This window comes from Terriglobus saanensis SP1PR4 (genome assembly GCF_000179915.2).
GTDB lineage: Bacteria > Acidobacteriota > Terriglobia > Terriglobales > Acidobacteriaceae > Terriglobus > Terriglobus saanensis.
The window spans coordinates 1,981,664-2,001,025 of the sequence record NC_014963.1 but is presented as its reverse complement, the minus strand read 5'-3'; the positions used below and the strand labels follow the sequence as shown (position 1 = coordinate 2,001,025).

The 19,362-nt window shown below is 55.1% G+C and carries 10 protein-coding genes; 3 read left to right on the top strand and 7 right to left on the bottom strand.

Annotated elements, in window-relative coordinates; all coding sequences use genetic code 11:
- Positions 1–15: 15 nt before the first annotated feature.
- On the top strand, positions 16–1,572 hold the full coding sequence (locus tag ACIPR4_RS08210; RefSeq protein ID WP_013568193.1) for a Do family serine endopeptidase: 1,557 nt from the start codon (positions 16–18) through the stop codon (positions 1,570–1,572).
- A gap of 265 nt (positions 1,573–1,837) precedes the next feature.
- Here ACIPR4_RS08210 and ACIPR4_RS23485 read toward each other — a convergent pair whose 3' ends face one another.
- The 7 genes from ACIPR4_RS23485 to ACIPR4_RS08170 all read right to left on the bottom strand — a co-directional run bounded on the left by ACIPR4_RS23485 (position 1,838) and on the right by ACIPR4_RS08170 (position 11,818).
- A complete protein-coding gene (locus ACIPR4_RS23485) occupies positions 1,838–2,116 on the bottom strand; it encodes a winged helix-turn-helix transcriptional regulator (RefSeq protein ID WP_049780811.1) in 279 nt (92 codons plus the stop codon).
- Between the two features lie 439 nt (positions 2,117–2,555).
- On the bottom strand, positions 2,556–2,861 hold the full coding sequence (locus ACIPR4_RS08195) for a hypothetical protein (protein WP_041585994.1): 306 nt from the start codon (positions 2,859–2,861) through the stop codon (positions 2,556–2,558).
- Positions 2,862–3,528: 667 nt separating this feature from the next.
- Positions 3,529–4,293 (bottom strand): hypothetical protein, encoded by a 765-nt coding sequence (locus ACIPR4_RS22475; RefSeq protein WP_187290267.1) that lies wholly within the window; start codon positions 4,291–4,293, stop codon positions 3,529–3,531.
- Between the two features lie 97 nt (positions 4,294–4,390).
- Positions 4,391–5,722, bottom strand: coding sequence for an alpha-L-fucosidase (locus tag ACIPR4_RS08185; protein ID WP_245536490.1), 1,332 nt, complete (start codon positions 5,720–5,722; stop codon positions 4,391–4,393).
- Between the two features lie 142 nt (positions 5,723–5,864).
- Positions 5,865–6,908, bottom strand: a complete 1,044-nt coding sequence (locus tag ACIPR4_RS08180; RefSeq protein WP_013568190.1) for a threonine aldolase family protein — start codon at positions 6,906–6,908, stop codon at positions 5,865–5,867.
- 195 nt (positions 6,909–7,103) lie between these two features.
- Complete coding sequence (locus tag ACIPR4_RS08175) at positions 7,104–9,350, bottom strand: GH92 family glycosyl hydrolase (RefSeq protein WP_049781114.1); 2,247 nt, start codon at positions 9,348–9,350, stop codon at positions 7,104–7,106.
- A 326-nt stretch (positions 9,351–9,676) separates the two neighbouring features.
- On the bottom strand, positions 9,677–11,818 hold the full coding sequence (locus ACIPR4_RS08170) for a tetratricopeptide repeat protein (RefSeq protein ID WP_013568188.1): 2,142 nt from the start codon (positions 11,816–11,818) through the stop codon (positions 9,677–9,679).
- Positions 11,819–12,070: 252 nt separating this feature from the next.
- On the opposite strand from ACIPR4_RS08170, the gene ACIPR4_RS08165 reads away from it, so the two are divergent.
- Positions 12,071–15,598 carry a TonB-dependent receptor gene (locus tag ACIPR4_RS08165; RefSeq protein WP_222829271.1) on the top strand — a complete coding sequence of 1,176 codons (3,528 nt, stop codon included), beginning with the start codon at positions 12,071–12,073 and terminating at the stop codon, positions 15,596–15,598.
- Positions 15,599–15,717: 119 nt separating this feature from the next.
- On the top strand, positions 15,718–19,221 hold the full coding sequence (locus ACIPR4_RS08160) for an alpha-mannosidase (RefSeq protein ID WP_013568186.1): 3,504 nt from the start codon (positions 15,718–15,720) through the stop codon (positions 19,219–19,221).
- The last annotated feature ends 141 nt before the right edge of the window (positions 19,222–19,362 follow it).

Genomic DNA, 19,362 nt, shown 5'->3' with positions numbered 1-19,362 from the left:
CTGGAGAGAACCATTATGTCGCTAACAACTAATTCTTTAGTTATTCGCAGTATCCACCGCTTTGCTGCCCCGTTCACCCTTGCAGCGGTCGCGGTGTTGGGTTCGGCCACGCTCTTTCACAACTATGGCGTCCACGCCAGCGCTGTCACGGCCTCTGCTTTGGATGACCAAAGCGTAAGTTCACTGACTGCGTTGGATCGTGACATGGAGACGCTCGCGGCGCGCGTGACGCCTGCTGTTGTAAACGTGGCTGTTACAAGCGTCGGCGAAGTCGATGAACAGGACGATGAAACGGCGCAGCAGATCAATCCGCAGGACCTGCCGCCGCAGCTTCGCCAGTTCTTTGGTGGCCCCGGCAAAGGGTTACGGATGCAGCCTCAACAACAGGAGCTTCGCCGCGGCGTCGGATCGGGCGTGATCATCTCTCCGGACGGCTACATCGTTACGAACAACCACGTTGTGGAGGGTGCAAAGCAGATCAAGGTGACTCTTCATGACCGGCGCGTGCTGACGGGTAAAGTCGTAGGAACGGACAAGCTGACCGACATCGCCGTGGTCAAAGTGGATGCGCATGATCTGCCTGCGATCTCCTGGGGCGACAGCAGCAAGCTACGGCCTGGCCAGACTGTACTGGCGTTTGGCAGCCCATTTGGCGTGTTGCAGTTCAGTGTGACACGCGGCATCGTCAGCGCGGTCAATCGGGCTGCTCCCTTCTCACCCGATGCACGTACGCCCGGCGGCCTGATACAAACCGACGCAGCCGTAAACCGTGGCAACAGCGGCGGTCCTCTGGTGAACGTTCATGGAGAACTTGTCGGCATCAACCAGATGATTGCGACCAGCAATGGCAGTTTCGCAGGCGCAAGCTTCGCTATTCCAGCTTCTACTGCGAAGGCCATCGCAACGCAGATCATTCAGACCGGCGCAGTTCATCATGGCTATCTTGGCATCAGCATGAATGATGTGACACCCGAGAACGCACAGTTCTTCAATCTCAAGGACGCTCTTGGAGCGATCGTGTCACAGGTGATGCCGGGTTCTCCGGCAGCCAATGCCGGTATGAAGAATGGTGATGTGATCACCAGCCTGAACGGACGCACCGTGGAGAACGGCGGTGAGCTTCAGGTGGAGGTGGCCCAGATGACGCCGGGCACCCATGCGACCCTTGGCATTCTGCGGAACGGCGCAGCGCAGAAGGTAAACATAACGCTGGGCGAGTATAAAAAGGACGCACAAGCCGCGAGCAACGACGGGGATGGCAATGGCCGCCAATCGAACGGCGGCAAGCTGGGTCTGGCGATGAGTGATCTAACGCCCGAGATGCGGCAGCAGATGAACATTCCAGACAGTGTGAAGGGTGCAGCGATTGCACAGGTGAGGCCTGGCAGCCCTGCAGAAGACGCAGGCTTGCAGCCCGGTAACGTGATCCTGGAAGTGAACCGCAAGCTGACACTTTCAGCTGGCGACGTCGTAAGTAGCATCAAGAGCACACCGAATGGCAAGCAAATCCTGCTGCTGGTGTGGTCTAACGGCGGCGCCAGCTATCGTGTCGTGAGTCCCAGCGAGGGCTAACCCCGATACCTGCCGGAGTATTGACTCCGTAGACTTTGGGGCAACCGGTCGTTTCGTCGAATGCGCGCCCTAAGTCTTTGAATGCCGCCTTCGGGCGGCATTCATATTTAATCGAATTGCCTTACGTCGATACAAGTCTGCACCTGAGCGTAGCTCCATACCGACGACACAGAGAGAAGTACGAATAAAGATCGACACATGCCTGAAATATAAATACTGACCACGCTTCTTGACTTGGCAGTGCTATGTCCTCAAATCTCCTCTGTCACATCCGCTCCTTCAGTGCGCTCGCCTTGCCTTGAAGAGCCATGAAGCTCGCGCCCCATTTTGAAACGTGATCGAGAAGCTGTTCGACTGATTCCCGGACCTCTTGATGCAGTTGGTATTCGACGTGAAGGACGAGGTCGCTTAAATCTATCCTGACGACTATGTTCTCTGATTCAAACTTTCTCAGTATTTGAGTGAGAACTTTTTTCGAGGCACCCGGTATCACGCGTCCGAGTTGTCCGATTCGGACAGGACCAAGCCGTAACGCACAGAGCACGTGAACCTTGCCACTTTCCCTGGAAAAGCGTCTCGGTGGTCAAGTGAGCAAAACGGGCATATGCCTTGGCATCGAAGTGGCCATCTGAAGGCATGCCCCGAAGCGCTGCAGGATGTTTGCGGTCAGAAGCGTGCATTGATTCCTACCTCGACCCGTCTCCCGGCCTCCGCCTGATAAGGAACCCCAAAGATGGATGACCCTAATACGTTCCCGACCGCGGTCACATTTGTATGGTTCACAATGTTCGTGGATCGAAGATTCAATGAGAGCGTCTTTTGAGAATCCTTCGGCGCCTTTGGATTGAGCACAAAAGCTCTCTGTAGATTCAGATCCAAATGGACTTTCCAAGGCAGTGTTCCGGCATTTCGCGGAACCCAACTGGAGCCGCCAGAATTCGTTAGGAAACCGTACCGTGTTTGGATAGCCCCTGATGCGATCGTTACGGCGTACTGGGGGCGGTATTGAATACGCCGTCGCCATTGTTGTCGGAGCCCGTCAGGAGATTGAATGGTTGGCCGCTTGAAGCGCCAAAGATCGAACTGAGCAACAACTGTTCTGGTAGGTGGACGGTGACAGCTCCAAGGCTGTTGTGCGTGGCTTGCCAGCTAGGACGTGCATATTCCCCCGAATCGGAATATGCAGACTGCGGTTCGGTCGAAGGAGTGTCCGCATTGGACCGGACCGATGAGCGGAAATAGCCAAGAAAGAGTTGCACACGTTTGAGAGAATTCTGCTCGAACCTCATGTACTGGGAATCACCGCTGAATCTTCCCGATTGCTGAAATTGTTGTAGGTTGATGCCCGCCACGAATGGCCGAGGTCCGTAAGGGTCTGCGTTGCTGGGAGAGTTGATATTCGCAGTCGAAGCGTGTCCCACCCTCGTGTGTAGTAGCCATTCACTTCGGCAACCCAGTGGTCCGGAAACTCGTATTGCAGCCCAAGCAGTAAGGATCGGCCGTGAGCCACCTGAACCAGATAAAGGCGCAGAGTAGACGATTGAGGATGTCTGTGGATTCTGATCGCCTACGTCTCGCTCTATCAAGGCAGCAGGCTCAGCCGCTGCTTCGTGCGTATAGCTCTGCAAGTACACAAAGAGCGGACGACTCTTGCTGAAGCTTTGGGCCTGGTTCGCATCAGAGCAGAGGTAGCAAATGGAGCGCCCTCAGCATCAAGCGGCTCTCGAAAATTGAGGCCGCCGATGACCACGCAGATGGGGCTGACGACGAGTAGTCGTTAGACTAGAACAGTGGATGGAGCTGTTGTTCCATCCGCTGTTGAGTCGAGAGAAGAGAAGGTGTTGTAATCGTCGCCAGTCCGCTGAAACCCCGATTACCCCTGCGTACTAAGTTTTAGGAATTGTGACATAACGGCTGACCGAAAATTTTAGTTCCCTTCAGATAAGAAGCGAAGAGTTACTGTACTGGCAAGATATAGGCTGATACTCCAAACTTATGATAATTGGAGTACGTCGCATCAAATGACCACACCGTCACACCTCCAATATCGCTCCATGTCAGAGTTGAAACTATCGTTTTAGGCATTCGAAATCGGTGGTTGTCCAAGTCGACCGTACCGTATGTGATGGAGATGCGCCAAATACCCTCCAAGCCAGAAAGGAAGACATGATGGGGAGTGACGAGATCCATTTGTTCAACCTGCATGGTCCCTTTATCAACCAAGATACGACCGTTGGTGTCCTCGGAAAGGGAGCATCCTGGCCGTCGCTGCTCTTCGGGCAGGGTGGCAAACTGGATAGCGTAATGATTAGTGGAGGGATCGGAACTACCGGGGTCAAAAGCATAGCGCATACACGAGGTTTGGCCAGTAGAAACCACATCCAGACCGCCAGAGAACACACCTTGGAGCGTGATCGGGCCAGGCAATTCACTCCTGGTCGAGGGGTGACCATTGACTGCCTTGACCTCTCGGGACTCAATAAGTCTTTTATTATGTCCGCTGATGCGACGCTCTACGCGAAAGATAGAGTCGGTGACGGTGCGTTCTCGGACATTGAGGGAACTTTTGGTCGAAACAACATGTTCGTTGCAGAAAAAATCCGGCGCGGTGGCTTGATATAGGCGGGAATTACTTTCGAGGTGCTGCAGCGCCTCCTCAAGACTAAGCGCCGAGCTCTGTGCTAACGCGGGATTTACTGGAAGGAGGGCCAGAAGGAACATCGTCGCTTCCAACATCATCATTCGGAGGTTTAGGCAAACATGCATTGGCTTTGTCCATCCCTTTAAAACCGAAGTTAAGCCAGACCAACTCCTTTGGTTACGACTCTGCATCCGACGGTTCGTTGTAGAGGCCGATATCCGCAATGGACAGTGGACCTCTATTGGACGTTAGACTTACGCGGAACTTGCTTGCAGTGACAGGTCGCACTGCAAGGACCATTGTTGCGCTGTGGATCGAACTTTCGACCATAGTCGTCCAGCCTGATCTGGTCCAGCACTCAAACTTGAAACTCTTGGCTGTGGAGAGCAAATCTCCACGCTGCCCTTGAACGAGAGCTATGACTGAGACGCGATGTTCAGATTGAAGATCAACTTCCAGCCAGGGCGCGGTGTCGGAGTCCTCGGGCGACCAGGAAGATCGGAAGTTCCCATCGTTGGCAAGATCGGGACCTACGGTATCGGGGCTGGAGCTTGCGTGGATCGGCTTCCCCTTCGCGAGGTTCGGGGTAGTGATGACTGGATGCTGCGTGACCTGCGCCGAAGGCTGCTCGGGACTCCACAGGCGCCCAATCTCCGCAAGACGCTGCACTACGTTCGGAGCAAGCTTACCTTCACGTGTGGGAGGTGCATTGAGGATGAGATTGCAGTGGCGACGGTTCAGAGGAACCAGCCATTCGTTCACCACGGTCTCTGCTGGCTTGAGGTTGCCATGAAGATCCTGCTGTTTCCAAAACCATCCATCGGTAATCGTTACGCAGGAAAGCGCAGGCAGATCACTTCCCTGCGGCACCCGCTGACCGGCGTTTTGTTCGAAGGCTTTGATGTCGGAGTAATAGAGACCTCCCGTTGGATAGCTGGCAGCGTTGAGATCGCAGATGAGGCAGTTTGGCTGCATTGACTTAATGTGGTCGTAAATCTCACGAAAGGACACTTCTTCATAAGTGATGCGGCTCCACGGCGCATCCCATCCGTCCGTGATGAGGATGTCGATTTCACCATAGTTCGTGAAGAGCTCTGTGAGTTGATCTTTGATCAGTCGAATTTTTTCAGGCGTCACATTGAAGTGTCGAATGTCATCACGTAAAGACAAGATCGAGTAGTAGAGCCCTACCCGCAGTCCGGCTTTGCGGAACGAATCAACGTACGAGCGCACTATGTCAATCTGAGGCTCAGCTTTGGCGACCCTGCCAGCCTCCGTTTTCGTTGTCCAAATACAAAAGCCATCGTGGTGGCGGGTGGTGAGACAGCCCCAGGTCATTTTTGCGGATCTCGCGGCAGCTGCCCATTCGTCTGTATCAAGCGCTGTCGGATGGAAGAGCTCGGATGGCGAGGTCGGATCACCCCACTCACGATCCTGGAAGGTCGCCATATTGAAGTGCAGGAACATGCCAAAACGAAGATCTACAAATTTCCGTTGCAGCTCCAACAAACTCTTTGACTCTCGTGCTTCCGCAGGCGCTGGCACGAGTCCGGCAGGCCCTTTCAATGCTGTCGCTGAAAGTAGCCCATAGTTAAATTCTCTTCGGCTAAAGCTCACTCACTTCTCCTTCAGATGATTTACCAAGCAACAGTCAAACCACAGAGCGTCCCAGATCTTTCAGATCTTCCACAAGTGCATTAATTCTTACCGGCAATGAGTCCCAAGCGAACATGAACCGCGCGCCTCCTCCGATGAATGTATAGAAAACCCAACCTCTACTCCGCAGCTCTTCCATCATCGACTCCGGCATTTTGAGAAACACAGCGTTTGCCTCGACCTTCGAGATTAAATGGACTCTTGGGACGTGAGCCGCGGCCTCGGCAAATCGACGCGCACAGGCGTTTGCATGTGCCGCGTTGCGCAGCCAAGAACCGTTCCCCAACATGCGCACCCACGGGGCGGCAAGAAAGCGCATCTTCGAAGCAAGCTGACCGGCCTGCTTGCAGCGATAGTCAAAATCCGCGGCCAGGCTGGAGTCAAAGAAGATTACCGCCTCACCAAATGCCATGCCGTTCTTCGTACCACCAAAACAAAGAACGTCTACGCCAGCTTGCCAGGTCATCTCCGCGGGGCTGCAGTCCAGACTGGCGCATGCGTTGGCAAATCTTGCCCCATCCATGTGAAGGCGCAGACCGAGCTCACGGCACACTTCGGAGATGGCTCGGATTTCATCGACCGTGTACACCTCGCCCATCTCCGTAGGTTGGGTGATGGAGACAACTCTTGGCTTGGGGAAGTGGATATCGCTTCGCTTGGTAGCAATCGAACGTATGGCCCCTGCCGTGAGTTTGCCATTTGTGGATGGAGCGAGTAAAAGCTTCGATCCATTGGAGAAAAATTCCGGCGCACCGCATTCATCCGTCTCTATATGCGCCGAGTCCGAACAGATGACGCTGTGGTAGCTCTGACACAGCGACGCCAAAACCAACGAGTTGGCGGCTGTGCCGTTGAAGGCGAAGAAGATTTCGCACCGTGTCTCGAATAAGTCGCGGAAAGCGTCGGAAGCTTTCGCGGTCCATTGGTCCGCGCCGTACGCTGTAGCGTGACCACGGTTGGCTTCATCCATGGCGGCCCAGGCGTCGGGACATATCCCCGCATAATTGTCGCTGGCAAATTGCTGCTCAACCTCGTTCAACCGTGATGCCTGCCTTTCGTTTGTCTATCCCACTGAAAGCGAAGTCTACGCGGCTTTGTCCTGTGGGGTTTATTGGAAGCCACATTCCATCCAATGGGCGAGGCGGCCTTGCCCGGGAGAAGAGTGCAGTTGAGAGCGCGACTCAACTATTGATAGTGTCTTCAGGATAGGTCATCAATTTCATCAACAATGTCTTTAGGCGAACCGGAGGGTTCCGCCGTCTGTTATCTCCATATGCTGAATCGTTGCGTTGGCGAGGGGCCTTCCATTAAGCGTCGTGCGTATGGTCTTTTCCCCCTTATAAGCGTTTTCGACAATCAGAGTCTTGCCACCAGGCAAGTGCACCTTCGCACGTGGAAACAACGGCGCGCCCAGCATGTACTCGGGCTTGCCGGGGCATAACGGATAGAAGCCTAGAGAACTGAGGATGTACCACGCGGCCATGGAGCCCGTGTCCTCGTCACCTGCGAAGAGGTCCGGCGTGTAGAGTTCGTTCATCACGCGCCGCGCCCAGTATGCGGCGCGATCCTGTCGCCCGGCAGCGCTGAAGACATAAAGAATATGGTGCGAAGGCTGATTACTGTGTGCGTACTGACCGAAGTTGACCGCAGCCATCTCCGACATTTCGTGAATCTCACTACCGTAAGGACCGGTGTCGAACTCGGGGAAGATGGTCAGCATCCTCTCGAGCTCCGCCACAACCTTTTCTTTGCCACCCATCGCATCGATCAGCGCCGCCATATCGTGCGGTGCGTCGAAGCGGTGCTGCCACGCTGCGCCTTCAACGTACGGGTCGCCCCAGCGTATGGGACTGAACGGCTCCACGAAGGCGCCATCAGAATTCCTGCCTCGGAAGTAAGCGGTCTTCGGGTCGAAAATATTGCGCCAGTTTCCTGCCCGCTTCATGAACATAGCGTAGTCGTCCGTCTTGCCCAAAGCCTTCGCGACCTGCGCGATACAAAAGTCGCCGTACGCGGCATCCACCGTCTCCGCCGCCGATTGCTCGACTTTGTCTGCTGGATCGTAGCCATGCTGCACGTACTCCTCAATACCGCGACGACCGTAGCCAGCATCGGGATTGCCTTGCTGGGTGGCATGCTTCTTCAGTCCGTCATATGCCGCAGCCATGTCAAAACCCTTTATGTCTTTGGCGGCCGCCTCTCCAAAAAGCGAATCGATAAGGCTTCCGGTCATGCATGCGCGATAGCCCGGACATGGAAACTGTGGCAACCAGCCGCCTTCCTTGTACGCGTTGACCCATGCCTGAAGAATCTCCCCAAGCCGCTCGGGAAAGAGCACAGTCATCATCGGATACCATGCGCGATAGACGTCCCAGTAGCCGTGATCGGCGTACATCACGCCCGGCGTCACCTTCCCGGTGTAGAGACTGCGATGGCTCATCGCGCCGTTTATATTTGGCTCGTGCCAGATGCGTGGGAAGAGCAGCGTCCGATACAGGCAGGAGTAGAACGTCCGCTGCTGCGTCTCCGTCGCCCCCTCGATCTCAATACGCTTCAACAACTCGTTCCACGCGTGTTCGCCCTCGGCTCGCAAGATCGCTGCCGGTTTCGAACCAAGCTCGCTGTCCAGGTTGTGCTCGGCCTGCTCGAACGAGATGAACGATGTGCCAATTCGCACATCCAATGCTGTCACGCCATCCTTAAAGGTTAAGTGAGTCGTGCGGTGACCGCGCTCGTCTTTATCTTCCAGCTTTGTCCAGGACTCCGAAAAATGCAGCACGTAATAGCACGCAAAGCCCTCCGGAACCCCACCAGAGTTTGCGGTCGATCTGAATCGGATCGTGCGCCGCTGCTCGTCCGGTTCATGCGTCGGCGGCTTTTCGCCGGGCACATCAAAGATAAATCCGGGCGCCTCAGGCTTCATAAAGCTTGCGTGAATGAGTGCGCAACGTTCGGTCGGTACCAACTCCGTGTCGATACCGTAACGCAATAGCCGCATCTGGAGCGTGTGAGGCGAAAGCGTCGAGTCTTCTGGCCGATAAGAACTGGCACGCGCACCGTATTCCACCCCCGGCGCCCCACAGATCGGCAGAAAGGTGGCGTGGCCGTAATCGCCCAGCCATGGGCTCAATTGATGCGTAGCACGGAAGCCCTGGATCCGTCGCTGCCCCGGCTGGAACATCCACGGCGTGTTCGGTGTCGTCTGGATTGTCCAGTGCCCCATGCCAAAGGGTCGTGCCGCAATGGGCAGCGTGTTTCCTCGGGAAAAATACGGCGTCGAATCCGTGCCTTGCAAAATATTGACTAGAGTAACCGGGCTGGCGAGGCTCGCACCACTTCCCGAGGCATGTTGCACCATGGGTGACTGCGGCTCCATGTCCATCGCGGGCGACGCGATAGCCGCAGTAACCGCCAGCCCAGTGGTCTTCAGGAAGGAACGCCGGCTGCTGTTCTGCAGAATCTCGTCAACTTTCTTCATCATGATTCCCTTTCGTGTCACCTTTGTTGCCGACGCGCTTGCAGCCATGATTCTGTTCCAACAAGTGCGATTCTAGGCGTTAGGAAACGGTGCCAGACGATGAAGGCTCCCATTTTCCATATCTTCGTCTTGATTTCAGAAAATTTCATAATATTTCACAGCCATTGAGCCAGAGCCATTGCGCGTCCCGTCGCGCTGCCATTGACCTCTTTTTCTTGAGGGATGAATCTCGGAAGCAAGAGGCCTTCCCCGTATTGTGACGGGTATTGCCGATTAGTCGGGAGAGTGGAGGTTGCAGTCCATGCTGATGGAACCTCACACAGAACGTATTACATATTGTGAGCGATCGAATGAATGCCACGAAGGGCAAACGGATCGCTCGGATTATTTGCAAGCAGCCGACGGTATTCCGTCTCCGCTTTTTGTTGCATTCCTAACTGCATGAAGGCGTCCGCCAGACAAGAGTCATGTAAATCAATTCCTGATGTCGCCGGAATATGCTGTAGCGCTTCCTGGAACGAAGCGATGGCCTTGGAACGGTCGCCACGTTGCAGCGCCAGCCAACCCCGCTGGTACGCTATGGTGCGGCGATCGCCCGGTGTTCCTCGCTCTTGACTGTTCCTTGCACTTTGCAGCGCAACTTCATAATGATGAACCTTGGCTGCATGTTTCTCATCAACGGCAATGACTAACGAGTTCCAAATAGCGTGTGGGTCGTAGTGGATCTCACGTTCGGCGGCCTTGGCTGCTTCCTTTAAATTCTGCTGCTGACGGTACACCGCCGCTATGTTGCCATAGCCGATCGCTCGTGCGGCATCCGTGTGAGCGGCTCCAATGTAGCGCCGATATTGCTGTATAGCTTCTTCGTAACGACCTGCCTGAAAGTAGACGTCTCCCATGTGAACGATGGCGGGTTCAAACTCCGGATCAAGAGAAAGCGCTGCGGAGAACTCCGCAATCGCCTGATAAAGTTTGCCTGCCTGCTGATACGTCATTCCCAACGTGTCGTGGGCGTTTGGTTCGTTCGGTGATAAACGAAGATATTCCTGCGCGGACACGATCGCCGCGGAATAATGGTACTGAGCAAGCTCAACTATCGCCTTCACATTGAACAAAGAACTTGCATTCGGATTGGCCGTAAGACCACTTTGGAGTGTTGCGTTCGCTGCATCTAAGTGCTCAAGTGAGCGCTGCAACTTTGCAAGCTGCCGAAAAGCCTCTGGATCATGGGGACACCGCTGCGTGATGGTTGCGTAGATCCTGGCGGCTTCATCGTAATTTTCCTCGGCCGTCGCACGCCATGCCGCAATGTAAAGTCGCTGTTTTTCCGTCAAACGATCCGACAGCGAGGATGCCCTCAGCAGGTAGGGCAATCCTTGCTTCGGCGCAAAATCTACCACCGCGTACGCGTAGCCGATGCGCGCATATGCCATCGCAAACCCCGGATCGAGCGCGACAGCTTTCTTTAGCAGTTCGATCGCTTCCTTTGTTTCGAACCGTTCCGCAAGCGCGACGCCTTGTTGGTAATAACCTGCCGCATCCATAGAATCTGAAGTAAGCGCCTCTTCCTGTATCGCCCTGTCAGGGACCGAAAGACCGAGGTGCTCCGCGACCAGCGAAGCAATAAGGCTCGCCTCCAGTGGAAACTTCTTGCGCTCCGTCGGTATGAAATCTGAACCAAGCAAATGCCCATCAGCGGCAAGGGTGTCGATTTTCAGCGAATACCCATAGCCTTGCCGGATCATCGATCCCGATAGGACAGCCTGCACCCGAACCGTGCCCTTCTCATCGTCTGAAATCTCGACTCCTGGGATGTTCTGCAGCCCGGCCTTGAGCATTTCTGGCATCCCGGAATCAACCCAGTTGAATTCAGGGTCGCCCGTCTCATTGCGTATGCTTTCCATCCGAATACGCTTCACCCCCGCGATCTTGGGCAGTTCGGCTTCCCGTTTTAGATGAACCGAATGGCGTGTGAAGAGCTGCAGGCCTGTAAGTCCGAGGAAGAGAAGAAACGCCGCGGAGACAGCGACAGCACGAAAACGCAGTGGCTGCTTCAATTCAGCTGACACGGGTGGTGGTGTCTTCAGTTTAGCTGGTGACATCTCGTGTATCGCCGAGAGGGATCTCTCTGATGCTCCTTTCTCCTCTATAAAAGAGACCAGGAAACGATACCCCTGTCGGGGCACAGTCTTGATGTAGGTCGGAGTTTTAGGGTCGTCGCGTAATGCACGCCGCACCTCCGCAATGCATTGCACCAACGCATTGTCAGTGACACAGGTCTCTTTCCAGATTGCGGACTGCAGCTCGTCCTTGGTAACAGTGCGGCACGGGTGGCAAGCCAGATAATACAAAACCTGGAATGACTGGTGACGCAAAGTCTGCGGCTCTCCCTCAAAAATAAGGCATTCGCGGACAAGGTCGATCTGAAAGGCACCATGCCCAAGAAGGGTCGTTCTGCTCTCGTCTGTCATAGGACCTCATGACTTGCGCGGAGTTCATTGATCGTGGTCTGACGAGAATATCACTGCTGTTTCATGAATATTCACAAGTCCTCACTACTTCTCGCGCCATCCTCCGATACATTCCAGTTCACAAGATTCATAGAAAAGCCGCGATGCGGCCATTGCTGTCTTCCGAGGGGGTCGTTTATGTCGTACCTGCTGAGGTTTATGTCGTACCTGCTGAGAGTGCGTTCTCAACTTCTTTGGGTGGTGACTCTGTGTTTGAGTCTTCCCTATGTCATGTCAGCGCAGGAATATCGCGGTGTTCTCTTTGGGCACGTTACGGATGCCACCGGAGCTGTCATTCCACATGCATCGGTAACAGCAGTCGGGCCGCAACAAACCTTCAAGACAACTACCAGTGGCAACGGCGAGTTCACGATCCCCTTTATTCAGCCGGGGAAATACTCCATCACGGCTACAGCTAAAGGCTTCAATCAGGTCACCAAAGACCAAGTAAATGTGGATGTATCCGCAAAGCTAACCGTGGACTTCTCGCTCCTCGCTGGGGGTACTGAGTCTGTTACCGTGACGGCTGACCAGTCTGTCGCCCTAAACACTTCGGACGGCTCAGGCGGCACCGTTATGGATCCCGAAAAGGTGCAGTCGCTTCCACTTAACGGCCGCCAGATTTACCAGCTCCTTCCACTTACGCCTGGCGTGAAGATCACGACTCAACAGTACGGTCCGACCGGAAACTCCGGCACGCGTGCTTGGGATCAGTCTAACGCTACTTCCATCAACGGACAGTCTGGCAACTATAACCAGTTTTCTCTTAACGGAGCACCGGTCTCACAGCAGGGCGGTGGCGGGGCCGGCACCTGGAATGTAGCCCCTAGCGTCGATGCCGTGGAGGAGTTCAAGGTAATGACGAACACCTACGACGCTCAGTATGGCCGTACAGGAGGTGGTACAGTCAACACGATCCTGAAAAGCGGAACGAACGCGTTCCACGGTACCGTCTTCGACTTCTGGCGCAACTCCTTGTTCGACGCCAACTATTATCAGTACAAGCAACAGGAACAAGCCAAGCCTTTCCACAACCAACACCAATTTGGTGGGACAATAGGCGGTCCTGTCTGGAAGGACAAGACCTTCTTCTTCTTCAGCTATGAAGGTTGGCGCGAAGTTCTCCCCGTTACCAGAACCGTCACCGTTCCTACGGCAGACATGCGGCCCGGCAATGGCGACGTAAATTTGACCAGTTATCAAAATGCTGTTGGGCTCGGCAACATCTACGACCCATCGAACGTGACCTGCACAACTCCATCGACTTCCGGGTGCGACCAGTATCAGCGTGCCCAGTTTTCTAACAACACGATCCCCGCAGGTCGCATCACGCCGATCGCAGCGAAAATTCTCAACGTTTTCCCCCTGCCCAATCGTCCCGGATACATCAATAACTATGTCGCGCAGGACCCGGGACGATACGGCTACAGCCAGCCTATCGCTCGTATCGATCATGTGTTCAGCGATAAGACACGCATGTACGCGGTCTTCACCTATTTCACCGGAAGCGAATATCGCAACTCATCCGCTCTTCCCGGAGCGGCCGCACAGGGCGACATTGACAACCACCGCCTCACCTACGCTCCCGTCGTCGACTTCACTCATACCTTCGGGCCACGCCTTTTTCTTGACGTGCGCGCCTCATATAACCGGTCCTACAACGTTGATCCGAACGGTTCCGTTGCCGCGGGAAGCGCCAAGCTTACGGCTGGCGATCTGGGTTTAAACATGCCGTCGATCCCAACCACCTCAAAAGACCTTGCACCTGAAATCGATATGGACGACTGTTGCATCGCGAACATTATCGGAAACTCGATCAGCCCCTCGCTGTACGAGACCTACGACCTCAGCCCGTCCGTCTCGCAAACCATTGGACGCCATAATTTACATTACGGCGCCGATCTGATGCTCTTCCACGATGTTCCTGGTGGCGTCGGCAAGCCGAATGGAGTGTTCACCTTTGGTCCCGGATTCACGCAACAGGATCCTTATGTGGGCAACAGCGATGGATCCGCCATGGCCGATCTGCTACTCGGCTATCCCGAGAGTGGCAGCGTCGACTACTTCCTCACAAACTACGAAAGCTACAACAGCTACGCCGGCTATGTGCAGGACGACTGGAAGATTCTTCCGAAACTCACACTGAACCTCGGAATTCGTTATGAGCAGGAAACATCCCCGGAAGATCGGAATTATCGTCTGAATGCAGGTTTTTGCTACACCTGTACCAATCCAGTCTCTAACTCCCTGACAGCAAGCCCAATGTTGCCCAATGGACAGACCTTTACTGGTCCGGTGCTTGGAGGGCCACAGTTCTCCAGCTCCTCTCTTAGCCCCTATGCGAATTATGTCGGGTCGTTTCTGCCCAAGGTCGGTTTTGCGTACCTCATCGCTCCAAACCTCGTCATGCGCGGTGGCTGGGGGACGAGTACAGCTCTCGGCATTGAGCTTGGTGCGCAATCCAGCTGGCAACAATCAACAAACTACACGACCTCCCTGGATGGGAGCGTGACGCCTTCAAATTACTTCCGCAGTGGCACGCCCTTCTCCAACGGCGTTGTGGCACCCGATGGAGCCTCTCTCGGCTTGCTCGCGGGCATCGGCAACAGTCTTGAATTTGATCGCCGTGAACGCAAGATTCCGCGGGTGCAGCAGTACTCCTTCGGCTTCCAGGGCCAGCTTCCACAACAGTTTGTGCTCGACATTGAATATGTTGGAAGTCACGGTAGCCGACTTCGCTCCGGACAATATCTGGATCAGCTTTCCCTTGCAGATTGGAATGCAGGTCACGCGAATCCTTCGTACCTCAACCAACAGGTCGCCAATCCGTACTATGGCGCTATTCCGACTTCCACCACCATCGGTTCTTCGCCAACCATCTCCGCAAAGAACCTGATGTCCCCCTACTCGCAGTACGAATATGTCTACGACTACGCGAACCCGCAGGGGTACAACTACTACAACTCTCTCATCACCAAACTCGAGCGCCGCGTCGGAGGAACCAACCCCCTGCTCAAGAGTTTGAGCGTCCTCAGTTCCTTTACGTGGTCAAAGGCGATGATCGCAACCGGTCGCCTGAATAACAACAATAAAGGCCTCGTAGATGCCCAGCCCTACTACGCGCTCTCCAGCGCCGACCGGTCATGGGTTTTCACTTTAGGTGGACTTTACGGCTTGCCGATTGGCAGGGGATCGTTGCTCTTGCCGAATGCGAATCGACTAGTGCAAGGGGCTGTTGGAGGCTGGCAACTGAGCTTCATTTTCACGAATCAATCCGGCACCCCGGTCACTTACCCCAATAATGCGCTTTACAACTGCGGAACCTTTGACATCGCCAACTCCCCCCACACCTACAAGAGCTATCTCAACAATGCCGCGCAAACGAGCACTGCGGGCGGAGGCTCCTGCTTCCAAAGCTTCCCGCAATATACGACCATCACGCAGCTTCCCATTACCGCCGCAGTGCGCGCTCCGTGGGCTCAGCAGACAGCGCTTGGTGTTCAGAAAGCATTCACCATTACCGAACGGGTGAAGTTCCAATTCAAAGCGGAGATGTTCAACGCCACAAACACACCGCAGTTTCCTGGGCCAACCACGAGCGGTACGACCGGTCGCGTTACACGCGTTGACAGTGTTGCCGATCCAAATCAACCTGGTGCCTGGTCCGGATACGGCACCATCGGCTCAACCCAGCTAAACTTCCCACGGCAGACACAGTTCTCCGGAAAAATCCTTTTCTAGAGAACGTTACTCAACATCCAGACAAAAGTATCAACGGGCCGGGGAACGCTTTGAGCGTTCCCCGGTGTAACACAGGCACCAGGAGAACGAAGCATGAAGCTGATGAAACTTCGGCAGCAATGGCCGACCGTACAGGGCGCATTCTCTTGGCGCTTCTGTTTGCAGGTTTTTCCCCCGCAGGAAATGCGCAGATGCAGGCAGGTGCAGCCCCGGCACCCGGGACCAAGAATCCGTTTGCGGCCGTAAACGGGAATGACGTCCCTACGCTCTATGTCACACCCTACGCCCACCTCGATACGCAGTGGCGCTGGGAATACCCGCAGACCATCGGTGAGTTTCTGCCGAAGACGATGCGTGATAACTTCGCGCTGTTTGAGAAGTATCCGCACTACCTTTTCAATTTCAGCGGTGCGAACCGATACCGCATGATGAAGGAGTACTACCCAGCCGACTACGAAAAGGTAAAGCAATATGTGGCTGCAGGACGTTGGTTCCCGGCAGGCTCGTCGATGGAAGAGAACGACGTCAACAACCCATCAGCCGAAGCCATCATCCGCCAAATCCTCTATGGCAAAGAATACTTCCGTAAGGATTTCGGCAAGACGAGTTCCGAGTACATGCTGCCGGATTGTTTTGGCTTTCCAGCTTCTATTCCCAGCATCCTGGCACACACCGGCATAAAAGGTTTCTCAACGCAAAAGCTGTCCTGGCACTCAGGAGCACAGGTTGGCGGCCCGGAGTCCCCGCAGAAAACGCCAGTCGGTATTCCCTTCAACGTCGGCGTTTGGCAAGGACCAGATGGCAAGTATGTCATTGCGGCACTCAACGGGACGGCGTACGACAGCGATGTGATCGAAGATCTTACTAAGAGTCCTTACTGGATCAAGCGGAATGAAAACGTTGCAGCTTCGAGCGGATTGGCTCTGGACTTTCGCTATTACGGAACGGGCGACACCGGCGGTGCTCCGCAGGAGGAATCCGTTCGCCTGATGGAGGCGATGGTCACCAAGGGCACGGCTGTGTTGCCGGAGGTGAAGAAGAGGAGCGGTGACATCGTGAACGGGGTATATGCCGATCCGGCTCCTGCCGTGCAGGTTGGGGATGGTCCTTTACATATCGTGCAGGCGACGGCCGAGACAATGTTCAATAAGATCACGCCTGAGCAAGCAGCGCTGCTTCCGCGCTACACCGGAGATCTGGAGCTTGTGGAGCACTCCGCCGGCTCTTTGACGTCGGAAGCTTACATGAAGCGATGGAACCGCAAAAACGAGTTGCTCGCAGACGCTGCGGAACGCGCCTCTGTTGGAGCCGATTGGATGGGTGGACGTCCTTATCCGCTGGAGCGCCTGAGCAAGGCGTGGACCCTCGTGATGGGTGGGCAGTTCCACGATGTGGTTCCCGGAACGGCCACCCCGAAGGCGTACACGTATTCGTGGAATGACGAAGTGCTCGCGATGAATCAGTTCTCGGATGTACTGACGAGCGCAACAGACTCGATCGCGTCTGGTCTGGATACGCAGACGAAGGGGATTCCTGTCGTCATCTATAACCCGTTGAATGTGGCTCGTGAAGATGTTGTGGAAGCGAGTCTGCAATTTCCCGGCGAGGCCCCGAAAGCCGTTCACGTTGTCGGTCCGAATGGTAAGACTATTCCCGGGCAGATCGTCTCGAACATCGACGGCAAAACGAAGGTGCTGTTCCTCGCGAGGATGCCATCGGTTGGTTATGCCGTCTATGACGTGCAATCGGTCGATGCCACGGGCGTTCAGGCCTCCCCGTTGAAGGTCACCGAGACTTCGCTGGAGAACAGCAGGTACCGCGTGCAACTGGACAAGAACGGCGATGTCTCCAGCTTCTACGACAAACAGGTCGCGAAGGAGATGCTCTCTGCGCCGATCCGTATGGCGATCAGCACTGACAATCCTTCGCAGTGGCCCGCCTGGAACATGGACTATAGCGACCAGACGCGCGCTCCTCGAGCGTACGTGCAGGGAACCCCTAGCATCAAGGTGATTGAGAACGGGCCTGTCCGCGTTGCGCTTGAGATCACGCGTGAATCGGAGGGATCCAAGTTCGTCCAGACGGTTCGACTGTCGGCAGGCGAGGCCGGAAACCACCTGGAGTTCGCTAACTTGATCGACTGGAAGACCAAGGAAGCCAACCTCAAGGCAACCTTTCCCCTCAACGCCGCGAATCCTCTCGCCACCTACAACTGGGACATCGGTACGATCCAGCGCGGAAACGACGAGCCAAAGCAGTACGAGGTGGCATCGCATCAGTGGGTCGATCTGACGGATAAGTCGGGAAAGTTCGGTCTCACAATTTTGACGGACTGCAAGAACGGATCCGACAAACCCGATGACCATACGCTCCGTCTTACCCTGCTGCGCAGCCCGGGAACCAGGGGCGGCTATGAAGATCAGGCCACGCAGGACTGGGGACATCATGAGTTTGTCTATGGCATCGCCGGTCATGGCGATGACTGGCGCAAGGGACAGACCGATTGGGAGGCTGAACGCCTGAATCAACCGCTGATCGGGTTTGCCAGCAACAAGCATCCGGGTGGCCTGGGGAAAGATTTCTCTCTCCTCAAGGTGAGCAACAGCCGCGTACGCGTGTTGGCACTGAAGAAAGCAGAGGCATCGGATGAAGTAGTCGTGCGTCTCGTCGAGTTGGATGGTGCGCGGCAGCAGGGAGTTCACATCCACTTCCCTTCACAGATCGTCAGCGCGCGAGAGATCAATGGCGCTGAGGAACCTGTCGGCCCGACACAACTTGCGAACGGCGATCTCGTCACGGACTTCACAGGGTATCAGCCAAGATCCTTTGCTTTGAAGCTTGCAGCGGCCCCTGTACAACTCGCCGTTGTTGAGTCCGAAACCGTCGAGCTGCCTTACGACCAATCGGTGGCCACCAACGACGGACATCCGACCAGCGGAAGTTTCGATAATGGAGGTAAGGCCTACCCCGCGGAGATGCTCTCATCCGAAATCGCCTACAACGGAGTCCACTTCAGGCTTGCACCGGCTGGCACAGGATTTCCGGACGCTGTTCGCGCTCAGGGGCAGACCATCGCATTGCCTGCAGGCGACTTCAACACAATTTATCTGCTGGCTGCTGCGGCCGACGGAGATCACTCTGCCGTGTTCCATGCAGGCAACCAGGATGCTGAGGTCAACGTGCAGGATTGGGGAGGCTTCATCGGACAGTGGGACAACCGGCAATGGAAGACCGTAGAGGTCGCCACTCCCGAAGAACCAAAGCCGGACGACAAGAGTCGTGCCGCCGAGCGTGCGCGCCGCATCCGCGCTTACGTGAAGGAAAATGGCCCAATCACGAAGGATGAGTTTGTCGGGCTGACCCCAGGCTTCATCAAGCCAGCTCCTGTGGCATGGTTTGCCTCTCATCGACACGATTCCGCTGGAAACAACGAGCCTTATGCCTACTCATATCTCTTTGCGTATCGCATTCACATTCCCGCCGGCGCCACAATGCTTAAGCTCCCACAGAACAAAGAAGTCAAGATTCTTGCGCTGAGTGTGGCAAGGCAAGAGGACCAGGTCCAACCTGTACAACCCCTTTACGATGTCTTTCCTAAAAGTAACTCGCCAGAACCTAAATAAGCTCTCTTCATTTCTGGCCGCCATAAGTGATTTGTAGAAGCGTCGGAGTTCACAGTAACCAAAGATGATCTGAACTTGTAACTACGGATTCAAAGACCTCTATCCCCGGGTAAATACGTTACATAGCAGCACTGAAGTCTC

Bases quoted from the DNA above. Each gene is read 5' to 3' on its own strand.
- ACIPR4_RS08210 (WP_013568193.1), top strand. From the start codon at position 16: ATGTCGCTAACAACTAATTCTTTAGTTATTCGCAGTATCCACCGCTTT.
- ACIPR4_RS08195 (WP_041585994.1), bottom strand. From the start codon at position 2,861: ATGAGGTTCGAGCAGAATTCTCTCAAACGTGTGCAACTCTTTCTTGGC.
- ACIPR4_RS22475 (WP_187290267.1), bottom strand. From the start codon at position 4,293: ATGTTCCTTCTGGCCCTCCTTCCAGTAAATCCCGCGTTAGCACAGAGC.
- ACIPR4_RS08175 (WP_049781114.1), bottom strand. From the start codon at position 9,350: ATGATGAAGAAAGTTGACGAGATTCTGCAGAACAGCAGCCGGCGTTCC.
- ACIPR4_RS08170 (WP_013568188.1), bottom strand. From the start codon at position 11,818: ATGACAGACGAGAGCAGAACGACCCTTCTTGGGCATGGTGCCTTTCAG.
- ACIPR4_RS08160 (WP_013568186.1), top strand. From the start codon at position 15,718: ATGGCCGACCGTACAGGGCGCATTCTCTTGGCGCTTCTGTTTGCAGGT.